This is a genomic window from Stenomitos rutilans (genome assembly GCF_059505485.1).
This window is the reverse complement of record NZ_JCACKR010000155.1, coordinates 1-17,269: the sequence shown is the minus strand read 5'-3', so window position 1 is coordinate 17,269 and position 17,269 is coordinate 1. Positions and strand designations below refer to the sequence as shown.

General features: G+C 46.0%; 17 protein-coding genes. 8 read left to right on the top strand and 9 right to left on the bottom strand.

The genetic code is table 11. The features are described from left to right. Positions 1-463 (top strand): hypothetical protein (locus tag AC5JLP_RS31210; RefSeq protein ID WP_496071758.1); only part of this gene is annotated, 463 nt, incomplete at its 5' end. A gap of 317 nt (positions 464-780) precedes the next feature. Here the strand turns inward: AC5JLP_RS31210 and AC5JLP_RS31205 are convergent. Continuing rightward, positions 781-1,932: an MFS transporter gene (locus AC5JLP_RS31205; RefSeq protein ID WP_496071757.1), complete on the bottom strand. Its 1,152-nt coding sequence runs from the start codon at positions 1,930-1,932 to the stop codon at positions 781-783. Between the two features lie 524 nt (positions 1,933-2,456). Here AC5JLP_RS31205 and AC5JLP_RS31200 point away from each other — a divergent pair. The 3 genes from AC5JLP_RS31200 (at position 2,457) to AC5JLP_RS31190 (ending at position 5,239) form a co-directional block, all read left to right on the top strand. Further along, positions 2,457-2,810 carry a hypothetical protein gene (locus AC5JLP_RS31200; protein WP_496071756.1) on the top strand — a complete coding sequence of 118 codons (354 nt, stop codon included), beginning with the start codon at positions 2,457-2,459 and terminating at the stop codon, positions 2,808-2,810. An 8-nt stretch (positions 2,811-2,818) separates the two neighbouring features. Beyond that, entirely contained in the window at positions 2,819-3,238 is a 420-nt protein-coding gene (locus AC5JLP_RS31195) for an ATP-binding cassette domain-containing protein (RefSeq protein WP_496071755.1), read from the top strand. A 987-nt stretch (positions 3,239-4,225) separates the two neighbouring features. Next, positions 4,226-5,239: an IS630 family transposase gene (locus tag AC5JLP_RS31190; protein ID WP_496071754.1), complete on the top strand. Its 1,014-nt coding sequence runs from the start codon at positions 4,226-4,228 to the stop codon at positions 5,237-5,239. Positions 5,240-5,536: 297 nt separating this feature from the next. Here AC5JLP_RS31190 and AC5JLP_RS31185 read toward each other — a convergent pair whose 3' ends face one another. The 5 genes from AC5JLP_RS31185 to AC5JLP_RS31165 form a co-directional block, all read right to left on the bottom strand. Next, the gene (locus tag AC5JLP_RS31185) at positions 5,537-6,154 is read right to left on the bottom strand and encodes a siphovirus Gp157 family protein (protein ID WP_496071753.1); all 618 of its coding nucleotides are present in this window, start codon (positions 6,152-6,154) and stop codon (positions 5,537-5,539) included. A gap of 2 nt (positions 6,155-6,156) precedes the next feature. Beyond that, the gene (locus tag AC5JLP_RS31180) at positions 6,157-6,354 is read right to left on the bottom strand and encodes a hypothetical protein (protein WP_496071752.1); all 198 of its coding nucleotides are present in this window, start codon (positions 6,352-6,354) and stop codon (positions 6,157-6,159) included. A gap of 52 nt (positions 6,355-6,406) precedes the next feature. Further along, complete coding sequence (locus AC5JLP_RS31175; RefSeq protein ID WP_496071751.1) at positions 6,407-6,694, bottom strand: hypothetical protein; 288 nt, start codon at positions 6,692-6,694, stop codon at positions 6,407-6,409. Positions 6,695-6,802: 108 nt separating this feature from the next. Further along, complete coding sequence (locus tag AC5JLP_RS31170) at positions 6,803-7,267, bottom strand: hypothetical protein (RefSeq protein ID WP_496071750.1); 465 nt, start codon at positions 7,265-7,267, stop codon at positions 6,803-6,805. A 174-nt stretch (positions 7,268-7,441) separates the two neighbouring features. Next, a complete protein-coding gene (locus AC5JLP_RS31165) occupies positions 7,442-7,645 on the bottom strand; it encodes a hypothetical protein (protein ID WP_496071749.1) in 204 nt (67 codons plus the stop codon). Between the two features lie 245 nt (positions 7,646-7,890). Here AC5JLP_RS31165 and AC5JLP_RS31160 point away from each other — a divergent pair, with 245 nt between their 5' ends. From AC5JLP_RS31160 to AC5JLP_RS31150, 3 genes are all read left to right on the top strand, one after another. Further along, positions 7,891-10,275: a tetratricopeptide repeat protein gene (locus AC5JLP_RS31160; RefSeq protein WP_496071748.1), complete on the top strand. Its 2,385-nt coding sequence runs from the start codon at positions 7,891-7,893 to the stop codon at positions 10,273-10,275. Between the two features lie 47 nt (positions 10,276-10,322). Then, positions 10,323-10,580, top strand: coding sequence for a hypothetical protein (locus AC5JLP_RS31155; RefSeq protein WP_496071747.1), 258 nt, complete (start codon positions 10,323-10,325; stop codon positions 10,578-10,580). Positions 10,581-10,719: 139 nt separating this feature from the next. Continuing rightward, positions 10,720-11,031, top strand: a complete 312-nt coding sequence (locus tag AC5JLP_RS31150) for a type II toxin-antitoxin system VapC family toxin (protein WP_496071759.1) — start codon at positions 10,720-10,722, stop codon at positions 11,029-11,031. A 176-nt stretch (positions 11,032-11,207) separates the two neighbouring features. Here the strand turns inward: AC5JLP_RS31150 and AC5JLP_RS31145 are convergent, their stop codons facing one another. After that, positions 11,208-11,438 (bottom strand): hypothetical protein, encoded by a 231-nt coding sequence (locus tag AC5JLP_RS31145; RefSeq protein ID WP_496071746.1) that lies wholly within the window; start codon positions 11,436-11,438, stop codon positions 11,208-11,210. A 25-nt stretch (positions 11,439-11,463) separates the two neighbouring features. After that, positions 11,464-11,790 (bottom strand): NfeD family protein, encoded by a 327-nt coding sequence (locus AC5JLP_RS31140; RefSeq protein WP_496071745.1) that lies wholly within the window; start codon positions 11,788-11,790, stop codon positions 11,464-11,466. Positions 11,791-12,054: 264 nt separating this feature from the next. Between AC5JLP_RS31140 and AC5JLP_RS31135 the strand changes: the two genes are divergently transcribed. After that, positions 12,055-15,654: a WD40 domain-containing protein gene (locus tag AC5JLP_RS31135; protein ID WP_496071744.1), complete on the top strand. Its 3,600-nt coding sequence runs from the start codon at positions 12,055-12,057 to the stop codon at positions 15,652-15,654. A 38-nt stretch (positions 15,655-15,692) separates the two neighbouring features. Here AC5JLP_RS31135 and recG read toward each other — a convergent pair whose 3' ends face one another. After that, positions 15,693-17,228: an ATP-dependent DNA helicase RecG gene (gene recG, locus AC5JLP_RS31130; RefSeq protein WP_496071743.1), complete on the bottom strand. Its 1,536-nt coding sequence runs from the start codon at positions 17,226-17,228 to the stop codon at positions 15,693-15,695. Between the last annotated feature and the right edge of the window lie 41 nt (positions 17,229-17,269).

Sequence of the window (17,269 nt, the reverse complement as noted above, 5' to 3'; positions counted from 1 at the left end):
AGCGGTCTCCCTACTTTACTCGACCCACCATTCTTTGACGCACTACCCAAAACTTATCCCTCTGCGAATTTGTAATGATATTGACAATAATGGAATTGATGTGTTTTGGGCAGTTCTACGCGCACTAGATTATAAAGATAAAATGGAAGGTGATGCCGTCGTTATTGACTTGAAAAAGGCTAGAGAAGCACGTTTTTGGATGAATAAGTTTACTGATAAAAAGAGCTTTGACCCGTTAATATCGTCTTTGCTTGTAGAAAAAACGGATATTGTTGCTGCTCTGGCTTGGCCTGGATGGCTTAGTGTTGCTCTCAATGAAAATTTATCTATTCTTAATAAGATTGAATTAAAACAATTTACGAAACATCCTCTTATGGGTGTATGGTCGCTCTTCTTACCAAAAGAGCCAAGATCTAAGTGTAGAAAATATTCAATTCAAGTATTGCTTGTACTAAGCTACTAATTCATTCTTTCAACTTCTTCTAGCCAAAAGAGGTAATATCCCTGTACTTAAAAACTTCACTAAAACAGAAGAATTAAAAGAAAGTCCCTTTTGGGAAAAGAATTATTCAATAATTCGAGATGCTCTTACTTTCTCGCTTCCTCGTCCCCGTACAAAACATTGGGCTGAAATTGAAGACATACTTAGTACGCAAATTCGCAGAGGAATATTTGAAAATTCTCCAGGCAGGATAATCTTTGAAGAAGATGAAGATTAAATTAAAGTAGATCATTTCAAACCTTATTTATTACAATTAAAACTTTTAAGTTTATATTTTCCTAGTCGCAAACAATTCTTTCCCTAATTAACCACCTGTTAAGTAGTATCATGAGAATTGAAAGAGATAACATCATAATGGGAAGGTTTTTTAAGCCTATCCAAGTTGAAAATATTCCCACAGATGTTGGAAATATTGCAGAGCCTAAGTTTCCAACACTACTTAAAAAACCAACTGTACTTGATACTGATCTGGTAGGTACGCTTTGAGAAGCTAGCAGAATTATTGTTGGATAAATAGCAGCAAGTGCTAAACCCATGATTGGTAGACTTATTAATTGGCTAGGTACAAACCACCAAAATAGGAGTCCAATAATGAGTATTATTAACGAGAATTCAGTCGTGCGGATTGCACCAACTGTTCTTACCATGCGCCTCATTCCCATACGTCCAAGAGTTAGCCCCATCCAGTAAGCACTAACACTATAGCCCGCCTGTATTTTTGGTATATCATGAATTAATGTTTGAAAACTATATGCCCAATATCCAATAGAAGCCTCAGTGCCAACATAAACTAATAGAAAAAATGCTGAGATAAAAACGACAGGTTTACATAACACTTCACGTAAATGTTGCCATGTGTTTGTATTAGGCTCTACTTTCTGTTTAACTAACGGAACATAATTACGTTTTTCCGAAAAAAGCGTTCCAAGAGCTAATAGAACTACCATCCATATGAAAATTAGATAAGCAAGCCTCCAATTCAAAGCTGTATTCAGTAGTGAAGTGGCTATAGCAGGTCCGAGTAAAGCACCTATTCCATAGAAGCCATGTAAGTAGCCAATCGTGTCGGCATTGTCTACATCATTAGCAATGTAAGTGTTACTACTAACATCAATTAGCCCCATCCCTGAACCCAATAGCACCCCTCCAGCAATCATTAGAGGCCAAATGGGAGTGGTTATGTATATCGCTAATGCAAAAATCAATACTATTGAAGCTAGTAACAACATTCTAATATAACCAACATGATTACTCTGTGAACTACTTACAAGGGCTGCTCCAATGTAACCAATGAACTGGCTCAGAAACAGAGAAGTAATAGTTGCAGAGTTTAAATTAAAGGTCGCTATTATGGAAGGTAAGAGCACTCCATAGCTACTCTCAAGGACACCAAGTACGATGAATGAGTAAAACGCTAAGGAGATTCCCATCCAAGTAGAACAATCTAAGTGTGGTTTTCGTATCATTTATAAACTTGATTCCTTACATGCGATTAGCAACGAGCTTGTCAAATTCAGCATTTAGGAGTGTAGTAAGGAAGTAGTAAGAAATACATCCAAAGTTCTTAGGTAACACACGTTAAGCAGTCAAAGTCATTAAAGTGAGCTTCAAGCCCTCAAAATATTTAGGCTGCAAAAATTATTTGTCTGCTTCAGCACTGACTTTTCTACAAGCAACCCTACCCATATCTCAACTAACGACTCAGCATATAAATCCTACATAATAAACTGGCTCATGTGTGGTACTTTCTTGCAACTATTGGGTGGGCACTGCTGCTGACCATTTCAATCGTTCTTCCTCAGCCAATGCAATCGAAAACAAAGTTCTTTACATTTAGGCAGGTTACATACCCAGCGAATATCTGATTGTCACATCGATTGCCGCTGAATGTCTGATGGATTGCTGATCCACCTTTTACAGTGCCAACCATTCGATCCATTCCTGGTCAGTGGTCATGTTGGCACTCTGGATTCGTTTTCTCATTGCAATTCTGTGGGCGATCGCGACCGTCTTTGACATCGTTCCACCTAGATTCGCTCAGGGACTCCCCTCCCCCATTTCCCTCAACACCTACAACGGCGTCCCGGTTCCTGCCTGGGACAAAATCTCCTTCGCCTCACTGCCAGCCATTAACGAAGGCGGACAGCTTCAAGTTCCTCAAGCCGTGGCGAATCAGCTAGGCTACAATTCCTCGCGAAGCTGGCAACCAGGCTCAGCCCTGGGTGATGTGCTGAAATTAGGCGATGTGCAGGATGCCTTTGGGTTGGAGCAATTTAGCTTAAGCGCGATCGCGCAGACAGTCGGCTAGAAATTGGCATGGTTTTCCAACAACTGTATCTTTGGTCTCACATGAGCATACTGGAAAATGTTGCATTGCCCTTGCGTTTGCGGAGTGGTAAGAGCAAAAAACAAGTAGATGAGATTGCAAAGCAACAGTTAGCTCGGCTAGGAATTGAGGAAAAAGCGTACGATTATCCTACTCAACTTTCAGGAGGACAAAGGCAGCGAGCGGCATTTGCCCGCGCTCTTGTCCATTCCCCTCAACTGCTGCTGCTGGATGAAATCACAGCCAACTTAGACCCTGAGACAGCTTATACCGTCGTTAAGATTGTCGAGAAAATTATTGAATCAGGCACCTCAGTTATCTGGGTAACTCATTCTAAACTACCTTCTACAATTTGGTCTTACGTCTTGCGGTTTCATGATGGTGGGTGGGTGAAGGGAAAGCATGATTAATTACTACAAAATATATCCCAAAGTAAGGAGGAAAAGCACAGTGGCATAGTATTGTGCTGCATCGAACGACATAATTTGTTGGTTGAGTTGCAGAAGCTATCTATGCCCAATTGGCTTAGCCGTTCACACTCCTAAAAACTAAAAAGAGGGATTTTGATCAATAGTTTGTGTAAAACTGAGTAAGTATGGAGCAGGCGATCGTCTAGTCGGTAGTGCGTCAGTTCAGCGTGGAATTGACAGAGTAGAAGTGATCTTCCACTGGAAGCCATACGATGGAATGCCCGGCATCATTCGTACCGTTGGGCTTGCTTATCATATCCGTTGTGAGCGTTGTTCGCGCTGCTAGTCAAAAAAACACAACTGTCATACAACGGGGTAGTCCAAGCGGTGCAACCAGAGGAAGTGAGTACCGATGAGATATAGTCATTCGTCTCAAAAAACAAAAGCAATGTTGTGCCCAAGAACTAGAGGGGGGAGACTGTTGGATCGGTCTCAGCCTTGCCTGCTCGAGTGGGTTAATTCTGACTTCCCGCGTGGGCAAACACACTGACGCATTTCTTGAGCAGTTAGTCATCAACACCGAAGGTAAAACAGCGCGCAAGCCGTTCAACACGGATTAGCGTGGGTTGACTTCGCTACATGGACTCTATAGAACGTGCGATATTCCTGCACCAAGCGTTGTGTCAGTTCAAGTTTCTCTTCCATATGCAGATCTCATGTTGCCCAGACCTGGGCGAAGTGCCAGTATTGCTGGATCCTGTCATCAAAGAGAGTATCACGTGACAATGATCATGACGGGTAAGTTACAGCTATAAGTCATCCGACTTATAGACTTTTAGAGCGATCGCCCCAAAATGTTGTGGTAGTCCGTACGAATGAAGCAGTCGCTTATACTCATTCCGAGCTGTGTCTCGGGTAATAAGTAGGTGAACAAAATTAAGTGCCAAGGTTAATCGTATCAATGTAGCTCTCAAGGATAGCCGTTCAGTGCGTCTCGCCACCCGCCCCCTAATCCGTAACATTTATCCCGAAACCTTGTGTCTGCTGCACCGTATTTATCGGCATAGCCGTCATCACGAAGTACGCCAGCGAGCGCAGTGCCTCATTCTGAAACATCAGGGACTCAGCATCACGGAATTGATAAAAGTGTTTCAGGTCAGTCGTAAGACCCTTTATAAATGGTTAGAGGCATGGGATGTGAGAGGTTTTCCAGGCTTGTATCGACGCCCAGGACAAGGGCGTAAGGCAACCTTTACGGCTGAACAACAAGCCCAAATTCGGCGGTGGACTCAAGAGCACCCCAAACAACTGAAACAGGTGTTGAACAAAATTCGCGAACAGTGGGGGGTGACTGTCAGTATCAAAACCATCAAACGCGTGCTCAAAGCGCTACGTCTAAGTTGGCATCGCTTTCGCCGCGTTCCCAAGGGACAGCCAGATCCGCAAGAATACGCCGCTAAGCAAGAACAGCTGCGGGAACTGCAAGGTTTGGATGCGGCGGGAGTGATCGACCTGTATTACCTTGATCAAGCCGGCTTTTGCCTCATCCCCTGTGTTCCTTACGGTTGGCAACCAGTGGGTGAAACCTTGACCATCCCCTCAAGTCGCAGTCAGTCATTGAATGTGCTTGGGATTATGAATCGTCATCATGATCTCAAAGCCTACACCTCAGAACAGAGCATCAACAGCGATGTGGTGATTCTTTGTATCGAGACCTTCTTTCCCAAAGTTGATAAACGAACCATCATCGTGATGGACCAAGCGCCGATTCATACGAGCTACGCTATGCAAGATAAGCGTGAGGAGTGGGCCGAGCGCAATCTTGAGCTTTTCGAGTTACCCAGCTATTCGCCAGAACTTAATCTCATTGAGATTCTCTGGCGTTTTATCAAGTACACATGGCTCGATGCCAGTGCCTACAAGTGCTGGCTCAGTTTAGTGGAGCAGGTCGAGTCAATACTCAGCGGCTTTGGCGAGAAATACGTCATTAATTTTGTCTGACTACTTACTTACTCCAGTCTTGTAGTCCGCCCATCAAATTGGCTCCCTCAATGAACGTCTCCGCCGCAAGCGAACGGAGTATCACTTCGCTACGCATCACACGCGGCGCGATCGGCTTCGCTCAACAGCGCCCATTCGGACTGCTGTGCCTCATGCGCTGCTGTATTTCCACAACTTCGGGTTCATGAACCCAAAGTTGTGGAAATTTGCACCCTCAAAGCCACAGATCTAGAACAGTACCAAAAGAGGTCTCAGATAGCGTCCAATACCCCTTCAACAACAGACTATGGCGACGCTTCAAGCAGTGGCTTTCATGCGTTCCAGGCTAGTAGGAGCAAGCTCATACACCACCTTGCGCTTGCGATCAACGTGCGTACCCGGCACTGGAAGACCCTGGCTCCAGGCAGCTTTGATCGCTTGTTTATCCGGCTTCCGCTCAATAATTTCCTTCACTGTGATGTAGTCCTCTGGCACCTGGCTCAAGTCCAACACTTCACAGGAAGGCGGATTGAGCTTAATCCGAATCCGGCGAGTCTGTCCGGCGGCTTCGGTGCTGATGAGTCCAGCATCGTTAAGTTGCAAAACGGTGCGGTCGAGTCCATTGCGCCAGCGCGTTAGTCGCTCCAGTTCGGCAACGTGGATTTTCACCAGCAGTTCCATCCTTGCTCTGACGGCTGCAAGCTCGGCATCAATCTGGTCTGCCAGTTCAGCATGGGCATCAATCAAGGCTTCCTGGTTAGCCTGTAATTCCCAAAGTTGCACCAAAATGTCGTCTTCTTGCTCTGGGGTTTCGGCTCCCTGAAGTCGTCGCCAGATTTGGGCTGCCAGGATACTGACTCCTTTGAGCGATTGCAGCATCACAGATGGAGGCGCTGCTTGCCGTTTGGGTTGTGTGGTAGACAATTTAGGCTTCATGCTTACCACCTCCCACAGTTTTGGTAATAGTCCTGCCTTGTTTGATGGTCACAGGCTAGATTGAGGAGCGATCGCGCCTCTGCTGGCAAAGCATCCTGTGTCGTCTCGGTTGTTTCAATAGTTGAGTCGATCGCTTCATCAAAATCAGCAACAGCCTCAGTGCGACTGCTGGGTTGGCTTGCTTCTATGGGTGTTGGCATAGTGCTCTCCTTGCATCACTGCACGGTCGGGGCGCAGCAGCGCCTCTAACCATCACTGCTCCTCTTCTTGTCTCAGAGTGCTCAAAGCTTGCTGAATCAAGGGCAGTGCGTCTTGATCTGCAAGAGGAACCAGGCGATAGATGCGGGTGGATTCAGGGGTATGACCAAAGTCTTCCATCAGAGAAGCGACCAGTGCCGCAGCACTTTGGAGCGTGGCATAGGTGTGAGGTTCCTCTCTGGGCAGCATGGCGTAGAACATTTCTGGCTCCGACCAGGGCAAGGGTTCATCCACCTGGACGACGGCAAAGTTCGGTTGGTCTGGCTGTATCGATTCAGGCATAAGGCTCTCCGCTCTAAGGAATTGCGGGCAGCAAGCTTTAAGGTGCTCTTACCTGGCGGCATTGCTCACCCACCAACGGCTCACAGAGCGGAAGCTGGAGGCATCGCCTTACGCAGCACTAGAGGCGTCGGGTGGTTGCTCATCCGTTGGAGTCGCCTGCTGTTCAGTGATGCTTAAAGCACCGATCGGGTTAGGTGCCAGTTTTGCGTTTGCCAGGACGTAGAACACTTGCTGCGTGTCGAGTTTGGTAATGATGAGATAGGGTTGCCCGTCCTGATTGATCCCGGTTCTTTGCACCACGCCGCCGATTAGTTTGTGGAATTGTTGTTCAGACTCACCCAAACTCTGTAATTTCTGCTGTCGTTGCCATACATGAAAATCTCTGCTGTCGGCTTCGGGTTGATGCTCTGAGACTTTCAGTTGTCGGGTGCGATCGAACACTGCTTCGGGCACGATGGTTTGCAGGTGAGTGTCGATCGCATTAAACCCAACGGTATGAACGTTTTGCCAGGGCAAGAGGACATGAAAGCGACCGTCCTCGCCGATTACGGTGAAATTGAGGTATTGGTTCATGGAGTTAGCCTTGGAGCGCTTGTCACTGCAACAGAGCGGTAGCCTCTTTGTCCCGGTTTTTGGCTTATAAGATTGGGCTGGTGAGGAATGGTGTGCAGACACTATTGCTCTTTCACGGCAAGCAAAGAAAAGCCTCCTGATGGGTCTTTCAGGAGGCTACGCTACTGGTAGATGCTACTTCTGGCGCTGGTCGGGCGGGCTGACAATGACCCGCACCAGAACGGAGAGGGCAATGATGATGTAGAACACATCGGTGCCAGCAACCGTTGGCGGTGTCGGTGGTGGAATGGCAGCACCCGGATTCATCTGGCTCATGGTTTGACTGGTGGTTGAGGATGATGGGGGCGGTGCTAGAACGAACTGGCAAGCGTGAACCATAGCCAACCTCCGATTGAACGTTTGTACTTATAGTCTCCTGGTTCGGCTGGCTCTCGACCAGGGAAAATCCAGCGGTTAACCCCGAATTTAGTGGAGGCAGGCTAAAAGCTTCAATCCCTTTGCCCGTCATGGTTTGAGGGCGTATAACTGGGTGCTCTTGATCGAAGTGAACGCCTTGCGGATGCTTATCTGCCGTAAAGTCCGCCAAAATAGCAATAACGCCAGAGTCAATTCAGCCGAGACGTATGAACGCTCCCAAACGTAGCCGCGCTCGTGTACTCACACCGGAAGGTCTGCAAAAGCTCCGAGAACGGGTGCGATCGCATGAAGTAAGGGAGAATGCAGGCTTCAAGTACACGCTGGAGCGCCTGGGTGAGTTGACTGGACTCGACCCAGAGACGGTGAAGAATGTCCTGGATTGCAAAGGCTCCGACAAACGGACGATCGCCCGTTGCTTTGAAAACTTTGGGTTGACGTTGAACGATAGCGACCACATTCCAGCCACTCAGACAACCGCAATCGCCGACCCGAATTTTGTCGGACGCGATGAGGCGATCGCAGACTTGAGCACGCTGGTCAGCCGCAATGCCAAAGTGATTGTGATTCAGGCAAGGGGTGGCGTTGGCAAAACCACACTGGCACGAAAGTATCTTCAGCAGGCATTTGGCTCCTTCCTGGAGTTTCCGATTGCGAAGGAGACGAAGGATATTGCGTCGATCGAGGGACTGCTGGAAGAAAAGCTGCGTCAACTGGGTGAAGAACCCGGACGAGAATTTTTAGTGTCACTCGATCGGCTCAAGCGCAAACTGCAAGCGGAACGCCTTGGGATTTTGATTGACAACCTGGAACCTGCGTTGGACTCGGCAGGCAAATTTATTGAAGCGCACCGTCGTTATGTGGAACTGCTGCGAGTGCTGAGTGATCCAACGGTGCAGTCGCTTACGTTGATTACCAGTCGCGAACGCCTGCGAGAAGCCGATGTCACCGTACAGCATTATTCGCTCAGAAGTTTGGATGTGCAAGCGTGGGAACAGTTTTTCCAGAGTCGCAGCATCAATACGGATACACCTGCTTTGGCTACTTTGCATGATGCATATGGTGGAAACGCCAAAGCAATGGATATCATCAGCGGTACTGTTTTGGAGGATTTTTCTGGTGATGTTGAAGCTTACTGGCAGGTGAATCAAAGCGATTTATTTATCGAGCGAGATCTGGAAGATTTAGTCATAAAACAGTTTAATCGTTTGCAAGAGCTTGATCCAGATGCGTACAAACTGCTCTGCCGAATGGGATGCTACCGCTATCAAGATGTGCCAACCGTACCAATTGAAGGACTATTTTGTCTGCTATGGGATGTACCGGAGAATCGCCATCGACGGGTGATTAGATCGTTGCAGGATCGATCGCTCGTTGATTTCGAAGATGGCGAGTTTTGGTTGCATCCAGTTATTAGGGCAGAGGCGGTTTCACAATTAAGGATGAGTGATAATAGTGAGCTAACTAATCGCAAAGCGGCAGAATTTTGGACAGAGACCACAAAGGATATAGAAAATATAGACGATGCTCTTACTGCTTTAGAAGCTTACTACCATTATGTAGAAATCGACGATTTCTCTTCAGCTTCTTATATAGTTACAAGTCCAAGACCTAATCAAAAGCATATATCTTTTGGAGAGGGCGAAGCTCTCGGAGGTACATTCTATAGATTAGGTTTAACACAACAAATGATATTTGCAATAACCGGAATAATTAACAAAATTCCAAATAATTTTTCTTCGAGTAAGATGTATCATTTTCTAGGAGACTTGTCTTCATTAAGCTCTATAGTTTACGCCGAAAAATGCTACAAAAAATCAGGCGAAATAGCAGATGAAATACTAAAGAGGCAAGAAACTGATGATTCTTGTAGTCTTTTTAAGACTAAAGCAATGAAAATTGAATCCTTATTTAATATAGGATTGTGTAAAGCTAATTTTTGGCAATTGCAAGAAGCCATCTTTTTCACTAAAGAAGCATTAGCTAGCCTGGAAAAATTACTCAGTAGTTCTGATTTGGAGATAAACATAGAATGTAAACCGTTTCAGAAAGACTTCTGCCAGATAGTTCAGTCTTGTAGTTGGTCTCATTTGGGATTTCTATATTCAGAAATTCATGATGCTGAACAGGCATTATTTTATGCTGAACAGGCTTTTGCCTCAATTTATCATCAAAACGGCTTAAACTTATGGGCTAAACCATTCAGTTTTGTGTCTTTAGGCTGTATGTATCAAAAGTTAGGGATGTTCGAAGCATCACTTGATCTTCATGTTAAAACCTTATCTAATTTAAGTGCAACAGATTTTCCGCATATCAGAGCTAAAGCTCTAAACGGTATAGCATTTTTCCATAGGGAACACAGAAGTTTTGAGGAATCATTTCCATATCATTTTGAATCAATACAAATCTTAGAGGCTATGGGAGCTAAATGCGATTTGGCAGAAGCTTACTATCAAATTGGCTTAACTTATCAAGCTATGAGTGATGCTGAGAAGAGCTATGAAAACTTTCAAAAAGCAATTCGACTGTTTGGTGAGATGGAAGCTCCGAAGCAGGTGGAGAAAGTGCGGCGGTCAATGCAAAATTCCCTTTAGGGAAACTCTAAGGTGTCTACAAAATAAAAGTCAAATGGAGGCAAGCAATGAATACTAAACTGGTCGAATCTTTGGCTCAAATTATTCAGTCCCTGGCTCCAGAAGAGCAAACACTTCTGGAAGAGAGATTAAAGGCGACACCAAAGAAGGATTGGAGACAGTCATATCAGGAACTCAATGAACTGAGGGAAAGAATCTTTGCTCGTCGGGATGGTCAACCGCTTTCGCCAGAGCCGGATGAAATAATCTGGCAAATGCGTGAGGAACGAACAGCAGAAATAATGCAATCTTTACAAGATTCTTGATTCAATGGCTCAATCTAGCTCTACGGTGCCTCAAATGATTTGTATTGATGCTAGTTTTGTTGTTCGTTTTATCACTGGCAAGAATCCAGATTCCTCTGCTGATCAGCTATGGAAACAGTAGCAACAGTCCCAGACTACTATTGTAGTTCCTACACTCTTTTTCTATGAGGTTAGTAATGCTCTACATCGGTATGCCGTTTCAGGACAGCTTACTCAGCAAGAAGTACAAGCATTGTTGGATCGGGTTTTAGGGTTTGATCTGAGAAGCTATGGTGATTCTGAACTGCATCGGCAAGCCCTTAAGATTGCCCAGCGCGAGAATTTACCTGCGGCGTATGATGCTCACTATCTTGCTCTGGCTGAGCGGTTAGAGACTGAGTTTTGGACAGGCGATCGCCGACTGTTCAATACCGTGCGATCGCGCCTACCCTGGGTTCACCTGGTGAGTTGAAATTGAAAGGCTGAAGCTGACGGCGAGATTGAAGTAATCAATGTAAAACCGAACACGGAGGCTGGATGTGTACCGAAAACACAATCACTACCAATTAAATGAATGCTCTCTTGCAAGAGGTGCGGGACTGGGAGCGATTCTCGTTCCAGGAAACTTCGTGAACGACTGAGAAACGGCTACCGAAGGGATTCCATCACCACAGCCACACCGACAATGCAGAGCACAAGGGCGATGGCTTTTGGCAAACATAGTTCCAGTAGATTCAGCAACAGATTGATGAGTGGCAAGCTTTCCACGATACCTGCAAGCAGGAGCGCAACAAGCAACCCAAAAAGGCTGAGCAGAAAGGATTTGAGCACTTTGCTGGCAACTCTCAGTAACCAGCTATGCTGCTTTGGTCTGTGCATTATGCTTTTTCCTCCACGAACTTGGTCAAGCAGCAAACCAGGCACCCATCTGCTGAAGCAAGCCCAACAAGCCCAACGGAGAGCTTTCAGGATATTCAGTAGGCATCTGTCGTTGATAAGTGCCATCACTAACAGCTACCACAAGCAGCGTCAACCCTTCTCTACCAATCACCTTCACACGCATACCTGGCAACGCCTGCGTTTGAGCATGGGGTTGGTAAAACCGGGCAAACCAGGTAGTTGCCATAAACTTGACTCGTCCCCGTTGGTGCAGTGTAATCGGTTGCTCGACTTCACCGATCGCGGCTTGAGCGAAAAACTCAATAGTCTCTGGTGCAACTGTAAGGCTCATCGCTGGAACTCTCTTCTTGTTTCGGTTTGATGCACTCAGTGTGCGATGCCAAACCGTTCTCAACCAGGGAAAAACCAGTCGTTAGCGTCGAAATTAAGCCTTTCTCCTGGCAAACAACCCCACCACGCTACGCGTCCGCTTTTCAATGATCGGAGAATTTAGCCCCACCCTTAGTTGAATCCGCTTAAAATCGGAAAAACCCGCTTATCTTCCCGAAGGTCGGGTTTTAACTTCGGCAACCCGAATCTCTTACTGAAAATCGCTATGACTGTAGAACAGCCCAGACGCAAACGAGGTGTTGTACTCACTGCCACGGGACGGCAGAAGCTCCAGGACGCAATCAGAGCCTGGGAGGAAGAGGACAGCTGCGGCGATAAGCTGACGATCGAGGCGCTGGGCGATCGCACTAAGCTGGATGCAGGCACGGTTGCTAAAGTTCTGGACGGTGAAGAAGGGGTTGACCGTCGCACGCTAGAGCGGTTCTTCCAAGCCTTTAACCTGGAACTGACAGAAAATGACTACTACAACCCTAACTTATCTCCAAATAGGATAGAAGACTCGCCCCCTAACCTTCACATTTCAGACTCTACACGAAATATCGATTGGGTAGAGGTGCCTGACGTTTCTGTGTTTTTTGGGCGTACTGAAGAACTTAAAACTTTGAAAAATTGGATTAAAAAAGAGCGCTGCCGTCTACTCATCCTTTTAGGGACAGGCGGAATTGGTAAAACCTCTTTAGCAGCAAAGCTTGCAGAAGAGATTCAAACTGACTTCGAGTATATAGTATGGCGAAGTCTTCGCAATGCCCCACCCCTCGAAGAAATCTTAGTAAATCTAACCAAATTCTTGTCGAATCGGCAGCAGACAGACTTACCGGAAAATCTAAACCAGAAAATTTCGCTACTCATCACCTGCTTACAGGAACATCGTTGTCTAGTCATACTCGACAACATGGAATCAGTTTTTCAGGAAGATACCTACGTTGGAGTCTATCGTGAAGGATATGAAAATTACGGTGACTTATTGAGACGAGTTGGTGAAACAGTGCATAAAAGTTGCTTAGTATTAACTAGCAGAGAAAAGCCTAGAGAAGTGACACCACTAGAAGGAGAGATGCTGCCAGGCAGGTCACTACAGTTGAGCGGGTTAAAGGAGGAAGCACAAAAAATTCTCAAAATAAAGGGAGTTTTAGGCTCAGATAAGGAACAAGAAGCTCTGATTAGTTTATATAAAGGTAATCCTTTGGCTTTGAAATTAGTTGCTACGACTATTACAGGTTTCTTTGAAGGCAATATATCAAACTTTATAGAACAAAACATAACCGTCGTCGACGGTGTTCGTAACCTTTTAGATCAGCAACGTAAACGCTGCTCAATTTTAGAGAGAAAGATCGTTGCTTGGCTGGCAATCAATCGCGAACCCAATTCCATAGAAGAACTACAGAATGATATTATGCCGCCGGTGTCTCAACGAAATCTGCTGGCTGCTTTAGAATCTCTAATAGAACGTTCGTTAGTTGAGCGAATTACGATATATAACAAGCATTTCCCGCTTTTTACATTGCAACCTATGATCATGGAATACCTTGTTGAAGATGTAATAATTCCAGAGATCTGCGGGGAAATCGAAAGAAGTAATATCATTCTCTTTAATAGGTATTCTCTTGTCAAAGCTCAGTCAAAAGAGTACGTTAGAGAGATCCAATTTCGTCTCATAATTAAGCCAATAATAGATAGGTTGAGTGTTGCTTTTGGCAGCACAAAAAAATTAAAGGAAAAACTAGATCAAATTCTATCTGACCTTCGTGAAAATGAATTCCAAATTGGACCTGGCTATGTGGGAGGCAATATAGTTAATTTATTGACCAGGTTGAAAATTGATTTGGCTGGTTATAATTTTTCGCATCTGACAATTTGGCAAGCATACTTGCAAGGGATAAATTTGCACGGTGTCAATTTTGCTCACTCAGACTTAACTAAATCTGTTTTTACTGAATTAGTTGGTGTAAGCCTGACGGTGGCATTCAGTGCAGATGGAAGGTATGTAGCTGCTGGTAGTTCCAACGGTGAAGTTCGGATATGGCAAGTTTCAGATGGCAAACTACTTTTCACCTTTAAAGCACACTCTAGTTGGGTTTGGGCCGTTACTTTCAGCCCTGATGGTAAAACTCTAGGTAGTGGTAGCAGTGACCATACAATAACGCTATGGGATACTCAAACCGGGCAACGCCTGAAGACTTTACAAGGACATGAAGGTCGGATCTGGGCGCTTGACTTTAGCCCCGATAGTAGCAAAATTGCAAGTGGTAGCGGAGATAATACAGTAAAACTGTGGGATGTCAACACGGGACAATGTTTGAAGAATTTGACACATCATACTGATCAAGTACGTTCAGTTAGCTTTAGCCTTAATGGAGAGATGCTAGCCAGCAGCAGTGAAGACCGCAGTATAAAGCTGTGGAGTATTGACACAGGTAAGTGCCTCAAATCTCTGGACGAGCATAATGATCAGATCCATTCAATAGCTTTCAGTTCTGATGGCTATACACTTGCTAGTAGCAGTGGAAGTAACATCATGATCTGGAACGCTCTTACTGGTCAATATCTTAAAAGTTTTGAAGGGCATACTGGTCGGGTAAGATCGGTTGGTTTCAGTTCGGATGGTTATATGCTTGCCAGTGGTAGCGAGGATCAAACTATAAAATTGTGGGATACTCACAGTGATCAGTGCCTTGGCACTTTAGTGGGGCATACAAATCAAGTTTATTCAGTAGCCTTTAGTCCTGATAATCATACTATTGCTAGTAGTAGTGATGATCAAACGGTAAGGTTGTGGGATACTAGCACTGAAAAATGTCTAAAGATTTTGCAAGGCTATACGAATAAAGTTTGCTCAGTCGCATTCAGTCCTGATAGCAAGACCCTTGCTAGTGGCGCTGAAGATCAAACTTTAAGGTTGTGGAACCTTAGTACAAGTCAGTGCGTAAAGATATTAGAAGGTCATACAGGATGGGTATGGTCTGTTGCATTCAGCCCTGATGGTCAAACCCTTGCTAGTGGAAGTAAAGATCGGACTGTAAAACTGTGGAATGTTAGTACAGGTGAATGCCTCAACACCTTACAGGGTCATACAGGATGGGTATGGTCTGTTGCATTCAGTCCTGATGGTCAAACCCTTGCTAGTGCTAGTGAAGATCAAACTGTGAAGTTATGGAATGTTAGTACAGGTGAATGCCTCAGCACCTTACAAGGTCATACAGGATGGGTGTGGTCTGTTGCATTCAGCCCTGATGGTCAAACCCTTGCTAGTGCTAGTGAAGATCAAACCGTGAAGTTGTGGAATTTTTATACGGGTGAATGCCTCAGCACCTTACAAGGTCATACCAATCGAGTTAGATCAATTGCCTTCTGTACCGATGGGCGCATCATCATTAGCGGTAGTGGAGATTGCACCATAAAGGTATGGGATATTTACAATAGCCGTTGCTTGAGAACTCTAAGTGGACATACAAAAGAGGTGTGGACTATCTCTCTTAGCCCCAATAGTCAAACTTTAGCCAGTAGTAGTAACGATCATTCTGATAGTGTTGTCAGGCTATGGGATATACATACAGGTCAACTCTTACAAAGCTTAGAAGGACACAGTGACGGAGTCCTTTCCGTTGCTTTCAGTTTTGACGGTCAGTCTCTTGCAACTAGTAGCCAAGATGAAACGATTAAGCTGTGGAATGTTAGGACGGGTAAATGGTTGAAAATATTGAAAGTTCCTCAACCCTACGAAGGTATGAAGATCGCAGGTGTTACTGGCTTAACAGAAGCTCAGAAGGCATCACTGATTGCCTTAGGGGCAGTTGAGTTAGAGTGATACTGGGAAGAAGGCGATCGTCCACCACATTCCAACCATCAATTGAGCGCTGAGCCAGCATCCAGAAAATGGCGATCGCGTCGTTCCATTTCTGTCATCAAACTCTCCCAGCACCGCAGGGCATGCCCCTTCCGCATCACCAATTCAGCCGCTTCTCGTGCCTGCTCCAGAATCCCAGCATCGTTGACCAGATCTGCCAGCGCAATCTTGGGCATCCCCGCTTGAGCGGTGCCCAAGATTGCACCCGATCCGCGTAGCTGCAAATCCCTTTCGGCAATGAAGAAGCCATCTTGTGACTGTTCCAGCACCTGAAGACGTTGCTGGGTTGCTTCAGCACTGGAGGTGTTAATCAGCAGGCAGTAGGCTTGGGCAACGCCTCGTCCAACCCGTCCGCGAAGCTGATGCAGTTGGGATAACCCAAAGCGATCGGCATGTTCGATCAGCATGACAGTGGCGTTGGGGACATCCACACCAACTTCCACCACCGTGGTCGATACCAGGATTTGAGTTTGGCAATGGCGAAACTGCTTCAGGGCTGCATCTTTTTCGGCGCTGCTCATCCGTCCATGCAACAAGCCAAGCCGAAATTCAGGAAAGATGGTTGCCTGCAAGTGTTGAAATTCACTCACGGCTGACTTCAAATCCATCGTTTCAGAATCCTCCACCAGCGGCAGGATGATGTAAGCCTGATGTCCCTGCATCACTTGTTCCCAAATCACATCATGTGCTTTCGTTCGTTGATCCTCTGCAAACACCTGCGTTTGAATCGCTTGTCTACCAGGGGGTAGCTCATCAATCTGGCTGACATCTAAATCACCGTGTAAGGTCAGTGCCAGAGTGCGAGGGATGGGCGTGGCAGTCATGTTGAGCATGTGGGGATGCTTGCCCTTCTGTTGCAGCTTCAACCGTTGCTGTACACCGAATCGATGTTGCTCATCAATGACCACCAGACCCAATTGATGGAATGTAACTGAAGCCTGAATCAGAGCATGGGTGCCAATCAGTAGCGGCAATTGACCCGATCGCAGTTTCCCATGAAGCTCCTGTCGTTGCGCTGGGGATGTGGAACCTGTCAACAATGCTACCGGGAGATGCAAGGGTTTGAACCATTCAGCAATGTTGCAATAATGCTGCTCTGCCAGAACTTCTGTGGGTGACATGAAGGCAGCTTGGCACCCAGACTGAATCGCTGCCAGGATTGCCGCCACCGCTACAACGGTTTTACCCGAACCCACGTCACCCTGTACTAGACGATTCATCGGGGTGGGCTGAGCGAGGTCATGCAAAATCTCAGCGATGACTCGCTGCTGTGCGTTGGTCAGTGGAAAGGGCAGGATTTGATAAAATTGCTCCAACAAAGCACCCTGAGTGGACAGAGCATCTCGTTGTATTTGGCGCAAGGCGTGCCGACGTTGCAGTAACCTCAGTTGTAGGTAGAAGCATTCATCAAAAACCAGTCGGTGACGAGCAACCTCAAGACTGGGTTGATTGGGAGGAAAGTGAATGTGGGCAATCGCCTCTTGCAATCCCACCAGGCTATACCGCGATCGCAGTTTGGCAGTATGGCGCGACAATTATTTAGACCGAATGACGATTACATTGCCCACCCCAGAGT